This window comes from Marinimicrobium agarilyticum DSM 16975 (genome assembly GCF_000423345.1).
Taxonomy (GTDB): domain Bacteria; phylum Pseudomonadota; class Gammaproteobacteria; order Pseudomonadales; family Cellvibrionaceae; genus Marinimicrobium; species Marinimicrobium agarilyticum.
In genome coordinates this window covers 38,924-56,431 of the sequence record NZ_AUHU01000008.1, presented here as the reverse complement: position 1 = coordinate 56,431, position 17,508 = coordinate 38,924, and the positions used below count along the sequence as shown (strand labels likewise).

At 58.4% G+C, this 17,508-nt stretch carries 17 protein-coding genes; 5 read left to right on the top strand and 12 right to left on the bottom strand.

The genetic code is table 11. The features are described 5' to 3' along the window. Positions 1–252: 252 nt before the first annotated feature. The 9 genes from G547_RS0109930 to G547_RS0109890 all read right to left on the bottom strand — a co-directional run bounded on the left by G547_RS0109930 (position 253) and on the right by G547_RS0109890 (position 8,623). On the bottom strand, positions 253–1,287 hold the full coding sequence (locus G547_RS0109930) for a DUF2931 family protein (RefSeq protein ID WP_027329728.1): 1,035 nt from the start codon (positions 1,285–1,287) through the stop codon (positions 253–255). Further along, complete coding sequence (locus tag G547_RS0109925; RefSeq protein WP_027329727.1) at positions 1,277–2,563, bottom strand: phospholipase effector Tle1 domain-containing protein; 1,287 nt, start codon at positions 2,561–2,563, stop codon at positions 1,277–1,279. Before G547_RS0109925 ends, G547_RS0109930 begins: the two co-directional genes overlap by 11 nt. After that, entirely contained in the window at positions 2,560–3,183 is a 624-nt protein-coding gene (locus G547_RS0109920; protein ID WP_157209831.1) for a hypothetical protein, read from the bottom strand. The genes G547_RS0109925 and G547_RS0109920 overlap by 4 nt, the downstream gene beginning before the upstream one ends. Before the next feature lie 336 nt (positions 3,184–3,519). Then, positions 3,520–4,101, bottom strand: coding sequence for a YceI family protein (locus G547_RS0109915; RefSeq protein WP_027329725.1), 582 nt, complete (start codon positions 4,099–4,101; stop codon positions 3,520–3,522). 79 nt (positions 4,102–4,180) lie between these two features. Continuing rightward, a complete protein-coding gene (locus tag G547_RS0109910) occupies positions 4,181–4,741 on the bottom strand; it encodes a cytochrome b (protein ID WP_027329724.1) in 561 nt (186 codons plus the stop codon). A 173-nt stretch (positions 4,742–4,914) separates the two neighbouring features. After that, positions 4,915–5,307, bottom strand: coding sequence for an acyl-CoA thioesterase (locus G547_RS0109905; RefSeq protein WP_027329723.1), 393 nt, complete (start codon positions 5,305–5,307; stop codon positions 4,915–4,917). Positions 5,308–5,335: 28 nt separating this feature from the next. Next, positions 5,336–6,697, bottom strand: a complete 1,362-nt coding sequence (locus tag G547_RS0109900) for a TRAP transporter large permease (RefSeq protein WP_036187986.1) — start codon at positions 6,695–6,697, stop codon at positions 5,336–5,338. Then, the gene (locus tag G547_RS20885) at positions 6,691–7,257 is read right to left on the bottom strand and encodes a TRAP transporter small permease subunit (RefSeq protein ID WP_051235199.1); all 567 of its coding nucleotides are present in this window, start codon (positions 7,255–7,257) and stop codon (positions 6,691–6,693) included. The genes G547_RS0109900 and G547_RS20885 overlap by 7 nt, the downstream gene beginning before the upstream one ends. An 85-nt stretch (positions 7,258–7,342) precedes the next feature. Further along, a complete protein-coding gene (locus tag G547_RS0109890; RefSeq protein ID WP_027329721.1) occupies positions 7,343–8,623 on the bottom strand; it encodes a M48 family metalloprotease in 1,281 nt (426 codons plus the stop codon). Between the two features lie 90 nt (positions 8,624–8,713). Between G547_RS0109890 and G547_RS0109885 the strand changes: the two genes are divergently transcribed. The 5 genes from G547_RS0109885 to G547_RS20875 all read left to right on the top strand — a co-directional run bounded on the left by G547_RS0109885 (position 8,714) and on the right by G547_RS20875 (position 14,136). After that, the gene (locus G547_RS0109885) at positions 8,714–9,199 is read left to right on the top strand and encodes a DUF4265 domain-containing protein (RefSeq protein WP_027329720.1); all 486 of its coding nucleotides are present in this window, start codon (positions 8,714–8,716) and stop codon (positions 9,197–9,199) included. Between the two features lie 72 nt (positions 9,200–9,271). Further along, the gene (yaaA, locus tag G547_RS0109880; RefSeq protein ID WP_027329719.1) at positions 9,272–10,045 is read left to right on the top strand and encodes a peroxide stress protein YaaA; all 774 of its coding nucleotides are present in this window, start codon (positions 9,272–9,274) and stop codon (positions 10,043–10,045) included. Positions 10,046–10,203: 158 nt separating this feature from the next. Next, positions 10,204–10,590 carry a TfoX/Sxy family protein gene (locus G547_RS20880; protein ID WP_051235197.1) on the top strand — a complete coding sequence of 129 codons (387 nt, stop codon included), beginning with the start codon at positions 10,204–10,206 and terminating at the stop codon, positions 10,588–10,590. Positions 10,591–10,759: 169 nt separating this feature from the next. Then, the gene (locus tag G547_RS0109870; RefSeq protein WP_027329718.1) at positions 10,760–11,575 is read left to right on the top strand and encodes a response regulator; all 816 of its coding nucleotides are present in this window, start codon (positions 10,760–10,762) and stop codon (positions 11,573–11,575) included. 89 nt (positions 11,576–11,664) lie between these two features. Continuing rightward, the gene (locus G547_RS20875) at positions 11,665–14,136 is read left to right on the top strand and encodes an EAL domain-containing protein (protein WP_036187984.1); all 2,472 of its coding nucleotides are present in this window, start codon (positions 11,665–11,667) and stop codon (positions 14,134–14,136) included. Positions 14,137–14,158: 22 nt separating this feature from the next. Here G547_RS20875 and G547_RS0109860 read toward each other — a convergent pair whose 3' ends face one another. From G547_RS0109860 to G547_RS20870, 3 genes are all read right to left on the bottom strand, one after another. After that, the gene (locus G547_RS0109860; RefSeq protein WP_425411496.1) at positions 14,159–15,040 is read right to left on the bottom strand and encodes a CPBP family intramembrane glutamic endopeptidase; all 882 of its coding nucleotides are present in this window, start codon (positions 15,038–15,040) and stop codon (positions 14,159–14,161) included. Positions 15,041–15,105: 65 nt separating this feature from the next. Continuing rightward, the gene (locus G547_RS0109855) at positions 15,106–16,242 is read right to left on the bottom strand and encodes a GNAT family N-acetyltransferase (RefSeq protein ID WP_027329716.1); all 1,137 of its coding nucleotides are present in this window, start codon (positions 16,240–16,242) and stop codon (positions 15,106–15,108) included. After that, positions 16,232–17,443, bottom strand: coding sequence for a serine hydrolase domain-containing protein (locus G547_RS20870; protein ID WP_084645859.1), 1,212 nt, complete (start codon positions 17,441–17,443; stop codon positions 16,232–16,234). Before G547_RS20870 ends, G547_RS0109855 begins: the two co-directional genes overlap by 11 nt. Positions 17,444–17,508 lie beyond the last annotated feature (65 nt).

The window sequence follows — 17,508 nt, the reverse complement described above, 5'->3', positions numbered from 1 at the left end:
ATTCTGGAGTCGATAAAACTCACCTGCTGCTTAAAGCTCACTGACCAACCCTGCTGAGGGGGATAAAGCGCAAACTAAATGAGAAAACATCTTTCAAAAGTATGTCCCAAGACACCACGTTTAAAAGTATGGAGCCCCTATCGGGGTTTCTTGGGTGTGAATGGCTACATAAAATCACCGAACACACTTACTACGACATTCGCGAGCAGGTTCAGGAATGCGCGGAGCGTTCCGAATGATAAGCTACAACTGTCATGAATCGTACTTGCGTAGCTCCTCCACATAGAATTTTTCCAACTTTCGGATGTTGCCATCCTCATTTCTTAGCCTGATCTCGGTCTTTGTTCGGGGTATATACGGAGCAATGTCCAGGTAGAGTCGCTTGTCGCCGTCCGCCAAGGCTTCGAACGCCTCTAGCATCTCGTCTTCGTCGAAATGGATCAAGAATAAGGCGCTGTTGCTGTGAAACGCCAGGTGCTTGGGCATGGGTCGGGTATCGGTGGAGTCTTCTGCATTAAATGGTGGCTCAAGAAAATAGAGCTCTCCATTTACGTAGTCTATGCCGATCCGCTTCTCTGGCACGGCCATACGAAAGAATCGTGGTTCCCAGGGGTAGTGTTTCCTGAGTCGAGCCCACTTGTCGAATGGAACGGTATCGCTCTGTGCCTGTTCGATGGCTTTATGCGCATCAGACCCTTCCATCATTCTAAGGCGGAACTCATCTCTTGGCTGAGCGTGGTTATCCCCAAAGCTTTGCTTCCAAAAAAGCTCCCAATCGTATTCGATCGGATTTGCCTGACCAAAAAAGACTTCTTCACTCTTACCTGCCCCCCTTATCCAGACGGCTACATGACCCCCAGGCGCCACTCCGACGACCAGTTTGCGAAAGTCTAATATCCCTTGATCTTTGATGTTGGACTCATACCCCTCTGCGAAGCGCTGCCGAATAAGGTTGTACGGAAGATCAAACGTACCGTGGTAAAATTGATCCTCGGTAAAAGAGTAAAAAGTGATTTCCAGTCGGTCAGGGAGCGGCTTAACATCTGGGCCTACCACGTGAGTGGAGATGGGCTCTCCCCAACCGTCGTAGATTAGCTTGTGGTTGGGAATATAGAGACCGTTTTCTTGCCCGGGATATAGAAAAGTACCGTTAATAATTTCCATCGGGTATCCCTTCGGGGCCGACTCTGAGGCCAGCCAGTCATAATTTTCCATAGAATCCTCGCAGCCAATAAATGTTTGGGACAGAAGAGCGATTAGTAGTGCTCCGAACTGTTTAACCTTCATAGTACTGTCTCACTCTTATCCCGTCTCTTCGACGAGCACCCATCCCGAAGGATTCCCGTGCGGACATGTGTAAATATTTATTGCGAACGACATTTAAAAGAGGATCGTTCTTTTGCCAAGTCGAAGGGGACGTAATTTCCGGGGATTCTAGCAGTCCCATAATGCGGATCTTGATTGCTTGAAGTTCTTCATCGCTTGCTGGAAGTATTAGAGCGTCATTCATTCTAGCCCGAAAACAAAGAGACTCTTTTTCCATATAATGAACCATGATGTTAAGAGGAATCCGGGAAAACTGATTTCCCACATTGTCCCTGTATACTCGAATATTATAGCCTACCGGGTTTCTAGGGTAGTTCAGGGTCATCTGTTCTTGTTGGTACCAACCCTGTTCAATAAGCCACTGATAATCTTGATTTCGGTCTCTTTGCATTCCAACAAAAACAACCTGTTCCTCGGGGCCTGGCAAATAGCCGCCTCCGACATCAGAGTGGGCTCCCGGAAGGCAAATTCGTTTCCCTTTTGCACCTGCGCTTTCGATTGTGGTTAACGAAAAGTTTTTCCTATATTCCTCTGAGGCCTCTAGCTGAACCACCTTCTTGGCTTGGCTAATGGCGTCTAGTTTAAGAGTGCCTACATCATTGCTAAAAGATAGGCCGTAAGAAGAAACTGTATCGAATAGTCCCACAAAATTGTTAGTGATGGTTTCTGTGGGTATTTTCCAGCTTTCAAGCTGCTCTTTTAGGGGATTGCCGTCCTGGTCGTTTAAGGCATAAATGCAATATCGAGCGCCTGCAGCGCCTCGGCTAAAGCCAAAGTAATCCACATCAATGGTTTTGACAACGTAATTTCCGGAGCGATTTGACAGGTTATCCTGAAGGTCGAGCACTGCTGTTCGGATTCCTCGTTCCACTTTGTTTTTTATGCCGGTTGCGCCCTTCCCAAGTGCGTATCCATAGCGAGAGTCAGCCTCTCTATCCTCGGTGCCTGGTCCTTCCGTGTAAATCGAAACAGTCGCATCATAGCCTGGTGCCTGTTTCTCAAAATTGGCCTCAAGAATGGCAATGTTGGACCGGTCATTTTCATAGCTGCCGTTACCAGCATGCTCTTCATATATGTCAGTGGATTTTTCCCTTTGTTCGACATTGGTTCTATTATTAAGCGTACCGTCAAAGAACAGTAAAAGTCGGACTTTGAGCTCCTGCTGACCCTCTTCACTTTCCATTTCTGGTTTGTCCGGCGGTGGCGGCGCAAAGGCGCCTTCTCCAATTTCCGTCATTCCCTGTCTCCTTCATCCAAACAACTTAGTGATTGCTTCTCCAGCACCACGGCGCCCCTAAGGCCGGCGTCAGAGGAACTGTATACAAGGTATCGCTTGTGATTTGCCCTCCAAAAAAGCTCTTGGCTTGCGAGAGCAATCAGGGCAGGAGCGGTCGCGCAGCCCAGGTCTCCATAGTATTCTGCAGGGTGAACGACGCGAACACTGTTTTGCCAGCGGTCGTTGTTGCGGATTTGCACGACACCCATTTCCTTGGCCCAGTAGCGTTCACCGTTCGCGCTGCTGTAAATGCCGTCGATTTGAGCGTCAGAGACCGGGCCCAAAGCTCCTTTGATGGCCTGGTCCAGCCCTTCGCCGCGGTAGGGCTCGTCGCTGAACCAATGGCCAACCTCCTCTCCTAATGCCGGTGCCCGGACCTGTATTACCTGCCCATTGTGCACCATTGCATTTTCAGCTGAGGCGGTCAGCGCGATGAAGGCCGCGCCCTCACCCGGCGCGTAGCCATCGCAGGGGCCCAGCGACAGGAGCCGGTGTTGTTGATCGGGCACTTCCAGACGGGGGTAGCTGTTTGGGCAGTCACTGCCGCCGATCACGATACCGTCCGGATAATGAGTAACCAAGTGGTCACCAGCGAACTTTATCGCGTCGATGGCGGCGGCTCTGCCTCTGCGGAAGACCCGTAGATTGCGTTCATCGACCCAACCGTGCCCGAACTTGGAAAGGTTCTGTTTCAGAAGCGGTACGTCCAGGGCACTGTCGTTCAGTTCGGGTTCGTTCCCGGTTAAAAGTAATGGGCCGCTTTCTGGCAGAGCCCCCTGCTGTTGCAGTTGAGCGAGTGATTCTTGGCTTCGCTGTAGTGGATGCGCGGTTTTGTGAGGGGAGTCATGGAATGGGAGGGCTGAAGAGAAGAGCTGGTGCGGGCGCTGACAAAAGCGCCCGCACACTCGGGAGAGGGCTTACTGGCGAACACCTTCCACATGCAGTTCCAGGTCGACCACTTCCGAGGCGGGGCCCAGGTTGTAATCGATGCCGAAGTCCTTCAAACGGATTTCGGTGCTGCCTTCAAAACCGGCGCGGTAGCCGCCCCAGGGATCTTTGCCTTCACCGACTTTTTCCGCCTCAATGGTGATTTCCTTGGTGACGCCGTGCAGGGTCAGGTTACCGACGATATCGAACTCTTCGCCACCGTCTTCAATGTTGGTAATGCCGGTGCTGACAAAGCTCGCTTCGGGGTATTTTTCCACGTGCAGGAAATCGCTGCCGCGCAGGTGCTTGTCGCGCTCGGCGTGGTTGCTGTCGACGCTGGCCGGGTCGATGGTGACGTTGACCTTGCTGGCGGCGACGTCTTCGGGATCATAACTGAAGGTGCCTTCGAAATCGTTGAAGCGACCCAGAAGCCAGCTGTAACCCAGGTGCTGGATTTCAAAGTGAATGGAAGCGTGTGCGCCTTCGGTGTCGATCACGTAGTCGGCGGCGAGCGCGGGAACGCTGGCCAGGCCGAGGCTGCTGAGCGTCAGTGCGGCAATGGTTTTTTTCATGGTCATGCTCCTGATGGGTTTGAAAAATCAAAACAGCGAGTGGGTAAATGTCGGTCGTACAGCCTGTTGGGCGACCGGTTCAGCTTTCGGTGCGATCGGGTCTCAACATACGCTTGAGCGTTCGATCGCGGATCACAAAATGGTGCAGTAGGCCGGCGGCGGCGTGGAGTCCGGCCAGAATAATAATCAGCCAGCCCACGATGTTGTGAATCTCCCCCGCCAGGTCGACGCCGTCAGGCCCAAGTTGCCAGGTCGCGGGGATACCGAACCAGTCAAAAAATAGGGCCGGGTCACCTTTGGCAGTGTTGATCAGATAGCCGGTGACGATCATCACAACAATCATCACATAGAACGCGTACTTCATGCTGCTTGAGGCGAGCCGAATCCAGAAGCCGTGTTCCGGAAGAGCTTTCGGGTTACCTTTTTGCCCCAGCCGCCAGACAATGCGAACGAGGGTCAAGAAACCGACCAGCAACCCAAGACTGACGTGCAGCGCCGGCAGGGTGTGATAACCCTCGTCGTAGTAGCTCAGGTCCACCATGTAAAAGCCAATACCGAAAACCGCAGGGATCAACAGTGCGGAAATCCAGTGAAGGGCGATGGTCAACCAGCCATAACTTTGTGGGCGATCGGTCAGCATGAAGGTCATCCTTAATTGTTGCCTGCAACGCTTTTGGGTTGCTTCGGATTGCGTTCAAAACTAGCAGATTCGTGTAAAGACGAGCGTTAAGATTTGTTAGTCGGTGTGGCGAGAGACTGGCCTGGAAGCCCGGGGCGCGCGTCGGCCAGCGACACCCGCGCCCGGCGGAGACATTATTTGGGGACGGGCCGGGTGCGGCCATTGTCGTCTATTGCGACATACACAAACTCACCCTCAGTCACTTTGGTGACTTCCTGCTGTGCGCCATCTTTGATCCAGACTTCAATCAGCGTGCGGATGGAGGTTCGGCCTACATCGATGGTGCTGGCGTAGACGCTCACGGTGGCACCGACCGGCACCGGCCGCAAAAAAACCATACTGCCAACGGCAACGGTGGTGACGCGTCCTCTGGCCACTTCCTGAGCCAGGATGGCGCCACCGAGATCCATCTGGGTCATCAACCAGCCACCAAAGATATCGCCGTAAGGGTTGGTGTCCGCCGGCATGGACAGTGTTTGCAGGGTCAGTTTGCCGTGGGGCGTGGGGTCCTCATCGATGCCTTGCATGGCCATGTACAAAATACCTCGTTCACAATTACAACTGTTGGGGAAGCCAGGTGGCCAGGGTGGGCCAGAGTGCCAGCGTACAGAGTACCAGCAATTGGAGCACAATAAACGGGATCACACCACGATAGATAGCGCCGGTAGGAACGCTATCGGGGGCGACCCCCCGCAAGTAAAACAGCGCAAAACCAAAGGGTGGCGTCAGAAATGAAGTTTGCAGGTTCAGCGCAATCATCACGCCGAGCCAGACCGGATCCACACCCATGGTCAGCAGCACCGGTCCGACGATGGGAACCACCACAAAGGTGATTTCAATAAAATCGAGAATGAAACCGAGCAGAAAAATAATGACCATCACAATCAGCATGGCGGTAAATACTCCGCCGGGAAGCTGATCAAAAAAGTGCGCCACCAGCTCCTCGCCCCCGAAACCGCGAAACACCAGCGAAAACAGCGACGCGCCGATCAAGATCGTAAAAATCATGGCACTGGTGAGGGTGGTGCTGCGGGCGACTTCTTTTAGTCGGGGGACATCCAGCTTGCCTTTTGCCAATGCGAGGATGGCGGCCCCGAGTGCGCCAACGCCCGCCGCTTCGGTCGGGGTGGCGATGCCGGCGAGAATGGAGCCCAGCACCAGCACGATCAGGGAGGTGACCGGTAGCAGGCTCAGCCAAAGGCGCGTCTTCGATACCCCCCTGTCTTCGGCGGCTGGGGCCCGCTCGGGTCGCCAATGGGCGACACTGGCGATATAGACCAGATAGAGCAGAACCAACAGAACACCGGGAATCAGCGCGCCGATAAAAAGGTCGCCCACCGAGAGCGCATCCGGGCTGAACACGCCCTGGGCCAACTGCGCGCGCTGGTAGGCGTTTGAGAGCACATCACCGAGCAGTACCAGCGCGATGGAGGGCGGAATGATCTGGCCCAGGGTCCCGGTGGCGCAAATCGTGCCGGTGGCGAGAGAGGGATGGTAGCCCTGGCGGAGCATGGTGGGTAGGGAAATCAGGCCCATGGTGACGACGGTTGCGCCCACGATTCCGGTGCTCGCCGCCAGCAAGGTACCGACGACCACGACCGACAGCCCCAGCCCCCCGGGCAGGGCGCGACAGGCGCGGCTCATATTCTCCAGCAGTTCCTCGGCCAGGCGGGACTTCTCCAATAGCGTGCCCATAAAGACAAACAGCGGCACGGCTACCAGGGTGTAGTTGGCCATGATGCCGTAAATCCGGCTGGGAAAGGTGCGCAGCAGGCTGGCTTCGAACGTCCCGGTGACGATGCCGACGCCGGCGAACACCAGAGACACCCCCGCCAGGGTGAACGCCACCGGGTAGCCCAACATCAATACCAGGCATACCACCGCGAACATCAGCAGCGGTACCAGTTCAATCAGCATGGCGGCTTGTCCTCCTCGCGCCGGTAGCCCATCAGGAACAGCAGCTCGCGCAGGACTTCCGCCACGGCCTGCAGCGTCAATGTCAGGGCCAGGAGGGGAATGAGGGTTTTCAGCCAGTAGACCCAGGGCAGCCCGCCCGAGTCGGTGGAGACCTCCCGGATGCGCCAGGCGTTACCGACAAAATCCAGGCTGATCCAACCGATAAACACCGCCAGAGGAATCAGGAAGACCAGACCCCCGAGGGCGTCCACCCAGGCTCGGCCCTCAGGTCGAAAACGGCGGTAGAAGATGTCCACGCGCACGTGGTTGCGATGCTTGAGGGCATATCCCGCACCGAGCAGAAACAGCGCGGAGTGCATATAGGTAACCGATTCCTGGAGCGCCACGGAGCCCTCGCCCAGGCCGTAACGCAGAAGCACCACCGCGCAGGTAATCACCACCATCAGGGGGGCCAGCCAGGACACCGCTCTGCCCACCCATTCGGTCAGGGTGTCCAGTGCAGTAACCAGTGTGGCAATGGCTTGGGGCGCCGCCGGGGCGCGGTTCGAAGGCTCTGACATTATGATTATGGCGTTGGTCTTACGTCGGAGCGTGCAGTATACCGAAAATGCCGGGCCGGCGTGCGCCGGCCCGGAGTGGGCTGAGTTACTGAGTCACGCCCAACTGGGACAGTTTGGCCTGGGCCGCCTGGCCCAAGTCGCCGCCACCGGAGGCGGCTTGCTGATAATAATTCACAGCGGCGCTGCGGTCACCGCGCTGTTGTGCCAGTTCGCCCAGGTGGTAGCTGGCCAGCTGGGTGGGCAGGAGGTTCTGGCTGGCTTCCAGGTCGCGCTGCGCCTGTTGGGCGTTGCCCTTCTGCTTGTTCAGCAGGCCACGGTAGACCAGTGGGCGAAAGAACTCGGGGTTGGCCGCCACGGCCCGGTCAAATGCCTTCAGGGCGTCGTCCTCCTGTTCCTGCTCAAGCAACAGACGGCCTTTCAGCTCCCAGAAGAGGTTTTCCCGCGGCTGGTCCTGAATGGCTTTTTCCACCAGCCCGAGTGCTTGACTGTAATTCTCATCAGCCGCCGCTTTCTGGGCTTGTTGATAGTTTTTGTAGGCGTCCTGGTCTTCCCGAAGTTGGGCGATGGCTCTCTGGTAGGCTTCTTCATTGAGGACGCCGTCATTGTATTGTGCGGCCAACTCCCGGTTGCGAGCCACACGCTTCTGAGATGGGGGATGGCTGGACAGAAAACCTTCCAACCAGCCGCTCTGCTTGCCTTCTGACAGGCGCACGAAGGTCTTTTGCAATTCGACGGCTGCCTGTGGGTCGTAGCCGGCCTTGGCCATGTATTCAATACCGTAGCGGTCGGCTTCCAGCTCGTGAGCTTGACTGTACTGCGCTTGCCAGGCGGTGGCGCCGACGCCGACCGCCCCCATGGCGAGCCCGGCGTAGTCGGAATCGGACTGGGAGGCGGCCACGCCCGCGGCGACCATTCCCACCTGCAGCAGCAGGTTCTGGGTCTGTTGCTGGGCGCTGTGGCGGGCGGCGGCGTGAACGATTTCGTGGCCGAGCACCGAGGCCAGTTGGGCCTCATCGTCCAGCTCCATCAGCAATCCGCGATTGATGGCCATTTTGCCGCCGGGCAGAGCCCAGGCGTTGGGCACGTCGTTGTTCAGAACCGTGATCTCATAAGGTAGGCCGGGCCGGTCGCTGACCGCCGCCAGTTTCTTCATGACATCGCTGACATACAGCTCCAGCTCCGGGTCCACCACGTAGCGCCCGCCCTGGGCCTGTCGGCTGGGCAGATAATTCTCGGCGCCGGCGGCAATTTCGTCCTCGGCAGACATGATGGTCAGCTCGCGCTCGCCGGTGACCGGGTTCACCGAGCAGGCGCTAATGCCCAGCGCGAGGGCGACGGCGATGAGGGGAATCAATCGGGTTTTCATTAAACGGGTCCTCCCATGACAGTGGGGGCCGGCATCGGGCCGGCCGGTGTCTGTGTGTATAATGTTGCCCTTTATAGCAGGGGGAACTCCATGACGAAAGCACTGCGCACCATCGAATTGTTTGCCGGCATGCGCCCGGACGGCCAACCCATTGTGGAGCAACTGCCCGTCAGCGAGCAAAAATCCGGTGAGTTGCAGCTGGTGCGATCGCCGGCGTTCGCGCAGGGCATCGCCAGCGGCGACTGCGTTCGCCTGCTGCCTCAGACCCAGGAGGTGGAGCTGGTCCGTCGCAGCGGTAACCTGAGCCTTCGGGTCTACACCAAGGGTGATATGGCGCCTTTGGCGGATGCCCTGGTGCCCGCTCTGGAAAAGCTCGGCGGTGAGCTCGACCTGCACAATGATCGTATGCTGGTGATCTCGATTCACGTCAGCTGCGGCTTCGAGACCATCGAAAAAATCATGGAAGAGACGGTGGGCCGTGACGAGGACAGCACCTGGATGTACGGCAATGTCTATGACCCGGCCGATGGCAGCACGCCCCTGAATTGGTGGCAGGATGTCCTGAAGCCCGAATAATTGGGACACACCCGAAAAATCCCCTGTGTGATCCTGCCTCTGGAATGACCCCGTTGTTGAGAGTGGCCCCTTATGTTGATGTTGATTTCCCCCGCCAAAACCCTGGACTTCGACACCGCGCCGGTGACCGACAAGGCCACCCAGCCGGATTTCCTGGACCAGTCCCGGGAGCTGATCTCGATTCTCCGGGATTTGGCGCCTCAGGATGTTTCGAGCCTGATGGGCATCAGCGACAAGCTCGGTCAGCTCAATTACGATCGCTACCAGCAGTGGCACACGCCGTTCACGGCGGATAACGCCAAACAGGCCGCTTTGGCTTTCAAAGGGGATGTGTACACCGGGCTGGACGCTGAGCGCTTCAAGGCGGGCGACTTCAGCTTTGCCCAGCAGCATCTGAGAATTCTCTCCGGCCTATACGGCCTGCTCCGGCCGCTCGATCTGATCCAGCCCTACCGCCTGGAAATGGGTACCCGTCTGGGCAACCCGCGCGGGGCGAACCTCTACGACTTCTGGGGCGAGCGGCTGACGGCGGCGATCAATGAGCAGCTCAAAGCCCTGAAGCAGCCCGCGGTGGTCAACCTGGCTTCCAACGAATATTTCAAGGCGGTAAAACCCAAGGCCCTGACCGCCCCGCTGGTCACCCCGGTGTTCAAGGACTGGAAAAACGGGCAATACAAGATCATCAGCTTTTATGCCAAGAAGGCCCGTGGCCTGATGGCCGCCTACGCCATCGAAAACCGCATCAAAAGCGCCGAGGACCTCAAGGCCTTTGATCGTGACGGCTACGGCTTCAATGCCGGGCTGTCCACTGACAAGCAATGGGTGTTTACGCGAGATAGCGCATAAAAACACATTTTCTAAACAACAAAATGATCTTAGTGTCACGTTACATTTGACGACGTGATAGGTAAAATTGTGATGCAGGTCAGGAAACTTGCGTCGCCGTCCACCCTCTAATGCGCTGACGGTTTCTCCATTCACTGCATAACCAAAGGAAGTGACCCTTGTCCGTCAGCCATCACGCTCTGAGTCGTGCCCTGCACCATCTGTCTGAGGTGGCTCCGGTGTCGTATCGCCGGATTTTTACCGGAGTCGGGCTCTATCACCAGCACCAGCTGTTTGCCGTGATGGCCAATGATCGCCTGTACTTCCGTGTGGACGAGGATTCGGTGCAGCCCTACCGGCAGCGCTCCATGCCGATGCTCCATCCCCGGGTCGCGGCTCTGTCCGACTGCCACTTTTATCAGTTACCCGAAGCGGTTCTGGAAGACTCCGCCGAGTTGATCTACTGGATGCGCGCGGCGGTGGAAGCGAGCCAGTCTCCCACCCTGCCTGCCAGCGCTGCCCCCGCCGAGCAAACCCCCACCTTGCGCTATCATACCGCCGGTTAGTCACTGCCCAAAAAGCCCGACATCGTCTACCCTTAAATAAGGTTTTCCGTTGTTTCCGGTGTCATTCCGGGTAACATACGCCGAGAGGACGTCCTGCGAGTCGTTTCAGTGGGCTCAAGTCAGCTTATCGGGTCCAGCAAGCCTTCAGATCCAACAAGAGAGTGGTCGCATGGCAATTCGTATTCTGGTGGTGGATGACGCCAGTTTTATTCGCGACATGGTGAAAAAGCATTTGCGTGAGCGTATTCCCGGTGTGGAGGTCTCAGAGGCCGCCGATGGCAACCGGGCGCTGGCAGCGCTCAAGCAAAAGCGGATGGACCTGATCCTTTCGGATTGGGAAATGCCCAATATGAGCGGTGAGGAACTCCTGCGCCACCTGCGGGCTCAACCCGACGGGGGCGACCTGCCGTTTATCATGGTCACCAGCCGGGGCGATCGAAATCATGTGGTGAAGGCTGTGGAAGCCGGGGCCTCGGATTATCTGGTCAAGCCCTTCACCCCGGAAGAGCTGCTGCGCAAAGTGGGCAAACAGCTGGCACGCATCGGTAAAATCCCCAAGGCAGGGCCGCAGGCTGGCGGCCAGGGCTTGGCCGCTGAATCGATCAGTGTGCTGACCGGTGGGCGCGGCGCGAGTGCTCCGGAGCCCGTCAGGAACGACGCCCCGGCCAAATCCAAGAAGCTCAAGGGGCGGGCTCAACTGCGGGTCGGAAACCGGGGCGAGACGTTGCGTTGCGTATTGCGGGAGCTATCGCTGGAGGCGATGACAGTCCTGTGTCAGCGGAGCGAGACCCTGCCCCGTCTGTTTGACCCCGTCGTAGCGGATATTGAGCCCGATCAGGCGGGGGCACCCTCGCAGCTCAACGGGTACATTCACAGCCTTCAGGCGGGGGAGACCTCACCGAATACCCAAGTGATACGCCTGATCGTGCGTTTTGTGGACCAGGATAGCGACAAACAGGAGGCGTTGACGCGCTTTCTAAACTGAATCTCGCAGGCACTGTTTTCCAACAGACTGGTGAGCTGGACAGGACCCTGGCCTCACAGCGACAACAATCATAAATGATGGGTTGATGTATGTTTTGGCGGTTTGAACCCCATCCCGATCAGTTGGAGCCTTTGGTCGCTCACCACCACTTCGGGCTGCTGGCGCTGGCGGTCACCCTGTCGGTGTTGGCCGCTTCCACCTTGCTACCGGTGCTGGAGCGCTATCGAGCGGCGCGCTCGGCCCGCGCCGGTATTGGCTGGGTGCTCGCCGGCGCTCTGGCCATGGGCTGTGGTGTCTGGTCCATGCACTTTACCGCCATGCTTGCGCACCGCCTCCCGGTACCGGTCACCTATGACCCGGCCATCACTTTACTTTCTGTTTTCCCCATCGCCTTGGGAGTGGCAGGCACCTTTGTCTGCGCTCGTCTGAAAATTCCCCGTTCACAGCGTCTGGTATTGGCGTCGGTATGTTTGGGTCTGGGCGTGGGCGCGATGCACTATGTGGGTATGGAGGCGTTGATGGCGCCGGTGGATATGCGCTACCGACCGGGGCTGTTTGGACTGTCGGTGGTGCTGGCGGTGGTCGTGGCCTGGCTGGGACTGGCGAGCAATCTGTTGCTGCTGAAGCGAAACCGGCGCCGCTGGCTGGCTTATCTGGTGGGCGCTGTGCTGTTGGGGCTGGCAGTCACCAGCATGCACTACGTGGCGATGGCGGCCACGCGTTTTTACCTCAAGCCGGAAAAGGTGTTGACCGGACTGCAGATGGACCATCAGGTCCTGGGTGCGCTGATCGCGGTCGCGGTGGTGATCATCGTGGCGTTGTTACTCTTGGCGGTCATGGTGGATCGGCGCTTCAGTCATATTATCCGCTCGCTGAGCAGTAGCGAACGGCGTTTCGAATTGTTGGCTGAAACCAGTGAAAGCGGCATCTTCACCTGCGATAAGGCCTTTGACTACATCAATCCCGCCATGAGGGACATTACCGGCTACAGCGAAGGTGAACTGTATCAGATGCCGGTGGCGGATCTGCTCGGGTTCGAACCGGGCGTGGAATTGGCGCGACAGGCGTCGGAGGACCACCTGTTCAGGGAAACCTTTATTACCACCAAGGGCGGCGCTCACCGCTGGCTCTACATCACCCTGAGTCGGCTGCATGGCGACGGGGAAAGCCGCTACCTGGGTAGCGCCTTTGACATCACCGAGCGCAAGCAGATGGAGCAGGAGCTCCGTTACCTCGCCTTCAATGATCCGCTCACGGATCTACCCAATCGAAAATTCTTCATGAATCGGTTGAATGCGCTAATGCAGGCGGAAGATGCCCAGGCAAGCTCCCCGGACGCCTTTGCCGTGATGTTCGTCGATGTGAACCGGTTCAAACTCATTAATGACAACTTCGGACTGAGCAAGGGCGATCAGTTGCTGAAAGTGATCGCTCGCCGGATCAAGTCGGCTTTGCCCAAAGCTCTTCTGGTTTCCCGCGTGGGGGGCGATGAGTTTGCTTTGTTGTTTGAAGGGGCCGCTCGGGTACAGCAGGTGGAGCGCGAAGCCAAGCGCCTGCACCAGAGCTTCGAGCAGGCTTTCCGGCTCGGGGAGCAGGAGTTTTTTCTGTCCCTGAGTGTCGGGATTGCCCCCTTCCAGCCTCGCTACGTCGACGCCGAGCAGCTTTACCGCGACGCGACGCTGGCCAAAGACGTGGCCAAGCGCGAAGGCCCGGGCAGCACCTGCGTGTTTGACCGCGAAATGCACCAGAGCGCCCAACGCCACCTCGAACTGGAGCGCGATTTGCGCCAGGCGTTGAAGGACGGTGCCTTTGAGCTGTTGTACCAGCCCATTGTGCATCTGCCAGGCGGTGAGCTGCGCGGCTTTGAAGCACTGGTGCGCTGGCGTCAGAGCGATGGGACATTGGTGGCCCCGGGGGAATTTATCGGGCTGGCAGAAGAGACCGGCCTGATCAACCCGCTGGGTGATTGGGTGTTGCGCGAGGCTTGCCGACAGATCGGTGAGTGGCGCCGGGCGGCCATGGGGCCTCAGTCGTTCTACGTCAGTGTGAACCTCTCCAGCGTGCAGTTCTTTCAGGCCGGTTTGATCACCACCGTGGGTGCGGCGGTAGCCCAGCATGGCGTACAGCCGGGGCAGCTCAAACTGGAGCTGACGGAAGGGATTCTGGTGGACGACAACCCGCAGGTGATCGAGCGCATGCAACAGTTACTGGATATGGGTTGTGGCATCATGGTGGACGATTTTGGCACCGGCTACTCGTCACTCAGTTACCTTCAGCGCTTTCCGCTGGAGGTGTTGAAAATCGATCAGAGCTTTACCGCCAAACTGGAAGAAAGCACGGGTCTGCATCTGGTGCGCGCGATCATTTCCATGGCTCACGCCCTGGAGTTGGGAGTGATTGCCGAGGGCATTGAAACCCCGGAAGTGGCCCAAAAGCTTGTGGAGCTCGGTTGCGAGTTGGGCCAGGGTTACCATTTCGCCCGTCCCCTCTCCGCCGGTGCCGCCACCGAGTGGCTGAGTGCCTCCCCGGATGAGCCGCCCCAGGGGGCGCTCTTCCAATAGAAGTAAGGGCCTGATCGTGGCTCTAGAAAGGCCACCATTGCGTGGGCCACTGGCCCTTCTGCAGCAGGGCCGCCATGTCCATACTTAGCGCTACGCCGGCGTGTACCAACACCCCGCCCCAGATCGAGCGCGAACGCAGCGCCAGAATCCCCAGAAACAGCCCAAACAAAATGGCTCCGGTGGCCTCCAGCCAGAGCTTGGGAAAGTGAATCATCAGGTAGGGAACGCACATGATCCAGATGGCATTGGCACCCAGCGCCGGGCGCAACGCCTGCAGGATATAGCCCCGGAAGAAAAACTCGAGCACTACAAACTGGGTCATGTACAGGGCTTCCCAGGCGAGAAAGTCCAGCCAGCTTCGCCCGGCATGTTGGTAAAAGGGGTAGTGATTGACGAAGTCTTCTCCCTGGCTCACCAGGAACACGAAAAACAGAATGGGACTGAGCAGTAGCAGATACCCCGCCCAGTGCCGATGGGTTTCCCCCCAGCGCCAGCCGAACTCCGCCATCGGCAACTTCCAGACGAACCGGATCACCAGCCACGGCAGCAGCACAAAGCAGATCAGGTGCCAGCCGGTCCACCAGGCGTAGCCGATCAGTGACCGCCACTGGGACTCGCGCAACCAGGCGGTATAGGCCCCCGGGCCCTGCCCACGCCACTCGCCCAAAGCCGCCAGGCCGTTATATAGCAGGTAGGAGTTTTTGGCGTAGTGCAGAATCAGCAGGCCGACACAGACGCTGGCCAGGGTGACAAACACCCGCCGCAGGGCGGCGGGGCGGCTCAATGTGTAGGATTCGGGGCCCTGATCAATGTCATCGAGAATGTCGAGAATGTCGAGAATTCGGCCGGGGTGCAGTCGTGGCTTGGGCATGGGTGCGGACACAGGTTCGGATTGGGTGGTCATTACCCGGTCACCGGACCGGAGCGGGTATTTAACCGGATTTAGGCGACCCCGGCCAGCCCAAGCCATTAATCGTTCCGGCGATAGGGCAAATGGGCCCGCGCCTCGTTGCGATAACCCAGCACTTGCACCCGTTCGCGCTCGACAAAATCCTCGACTGCCGCCTGGAAAGCGGGTTCACGCAAACGGTGAAAAGACAGCGTCAGTTGCGGCTCGAAGCCCCGCGCCAGCTTGTGCTCGCCCTGGGCGCCACCATCAAAACGTTGCAGCCCACGGGCCAGCGCGAAATCCAGCCCCTGGTAGTAGCAGGTTTCAAAATGGAGAAATTCGTACTCCTCCCGACAGCCCCAGTAGCGGCCGTAGAGGGTGGTCCGGTCGAACAGAAACAGAGCGGCGGCAATGGCCTGCCCCTCCTTGAACGCCTGCACCATCAACAGCTGCTCCGGCAGATACTCGCCGATCAGGGTAAAAAAGTCTGAAGTCAGGTAGCCGCCGTGGCCGCTACGCTTGAGGTAGGTGAGCTGGTACAGGCCGTAAAACAGAGCCCAGTCCGCCTGGCTTATATCGGTGCCCTCTTTCCACAGAAACTCGATACCCTGCTCTTTGACCTGGCGGCGCTCCTTGCGCAGATTTTTGCGTTTCCGTGAACTGAGCGCCCCCAGGAAATCCTCGAAGTCCCGGTAGCCCCGGTTAAACCAGTGAAATTGACAGCCGGTGCGCTCCGCCAGTGAGGCCTTCCGCCAGGCCGCCGCCTCCCCTTCGCAGGGAAACAGGCAGTGCCAGCCGGAGGCGCCGGTGTCGGAGCTTAATTGATCCAGGGCGGCCACGGCAGGGGGTACCCACCGTGCCTCTTCGCCACCGGCCAATAAACGGGGGCCGGTGCAGGGGGTGAAAGGAATGGCGGCGACCAGTTTCGGATAGTAGTTCAGCCCGTGTTCGGTGTAGGCCTGGGCCCAACCCCAATCAAACACATACTCGCCGTAGGAGTGATCCTTGAGATAGAGCGGCATCGCCGCCCGCAGTTGGCCTTGGTCGTCCCGAAGCAGCAGGTGCCGGGGGCGCCAACCGCTTCGGGCGCCCACGCTGCCACTGTCTTCCAGCGCCGAGAGGAACGCATGCCGGGCGAAAGGATAATCCGAGGGCAGCAGGCGGTCCCAATCTTGGGCGGGAACGTCGCGAATCTGGTCGATAAATTCAGGAATCATGGTCGGACTGCTCGGCCTGTTGCAGAAGGGGTGGGGCCTCGACCTGGCGGTAGTAGTCAGTATAAAGCTCGAGGAACCGGTACACCACTTCCCGAGCGTAACGGTTTTCGGAGTTGGAGAGAAACACCAATCCGAGTTGGTGCTCCCGGTTGAACAGCACCTCGGTGCGCGTTCCCTGAACCCAGCCGCCGTGGTGGACGAAGTGGCGGTTTCCACCGAAATCAAACAGGCGCCAGCCCAGGCCGTAGTGGATGTTGCTCAGCTCCGGGTGGGCCCGGTAATGGGCCTGCCGGTAGCTGGTGGCCACCTGCGGGCTGTGGAGTTGGTCCAGCAGCTCGGGGGGAAGCACATCGGGTCGTTGTCCCAACTGCGCCCGAACCCACAGGGCCATATCCAGGATGCTGGCGTTGGCACCGGCGGCGGGCACCACATGGTAGTAATTGGGGGAAGGCTCTACCGGGTGCCAGCGCCCGCGAACCTTGATGTGCGGTGTGGCCCGATCGGCATTTTGGGTGAAGGCTCTCCACCCGAAGGAGGCATCGTCCATACCCAGGGGTTCGAACAGGCGCCGCTCGACGTAGTCCTCGTAAGTTTCCCCGGTAGCGGCCAGAAGCACATCGCCCACCAGACTGAACGCCACGTTCTGATAGCTGTAGCAGCTCGAGGGCGGGCAAATGAAAGAGACTTCGTCCAGTCGGTCAATGACCTCCCGGTAGGGAACGTTCGCCTCAATCAGGTTGGTATACGCCTGCGGCATCAGGCCTGTGGTGTGGGAGAGCAGGCTCTGCAGGGTGATCTTCCGACTGTATTCCGGGTTCCTGAAGTCCAGCGTCAGATGGTCCTTGACCGGCGTCTCCCAGTGTAAATCGTTGGCGTGCACCGCCAGGCCTGCGGCGGTGCCGGCAATGGTTTTGGAGACCGAGGCCAGTCGAAACACGGTATGGCGCCCGATCGGTTCTGAGCCGCCGTTGCGCTGTGCACCGTACCCCTGGAGCAGCTCGATCTGGCCGTCGGCGATAATGGCCAGGGCGGCCCCGGGGATATGGGGCATCACCTCTTCCACGACGTATTGCTCGGTCGCCAGCACATAGTCGACCGGGCGGTCGGACAACTCACCTTCATCCCCAACAGCCTGGGCCCCGAGCGTCGTAAGGGACCAAAGCGCGGCCAGCTTCAGCCCCCAACAACATCTTACTGCCATCTCAAAAACCTCTGACTGGCGCTAAAAGTTGTGTATTGAACCCCCTTTGGTGTGTGTTCGGCAAG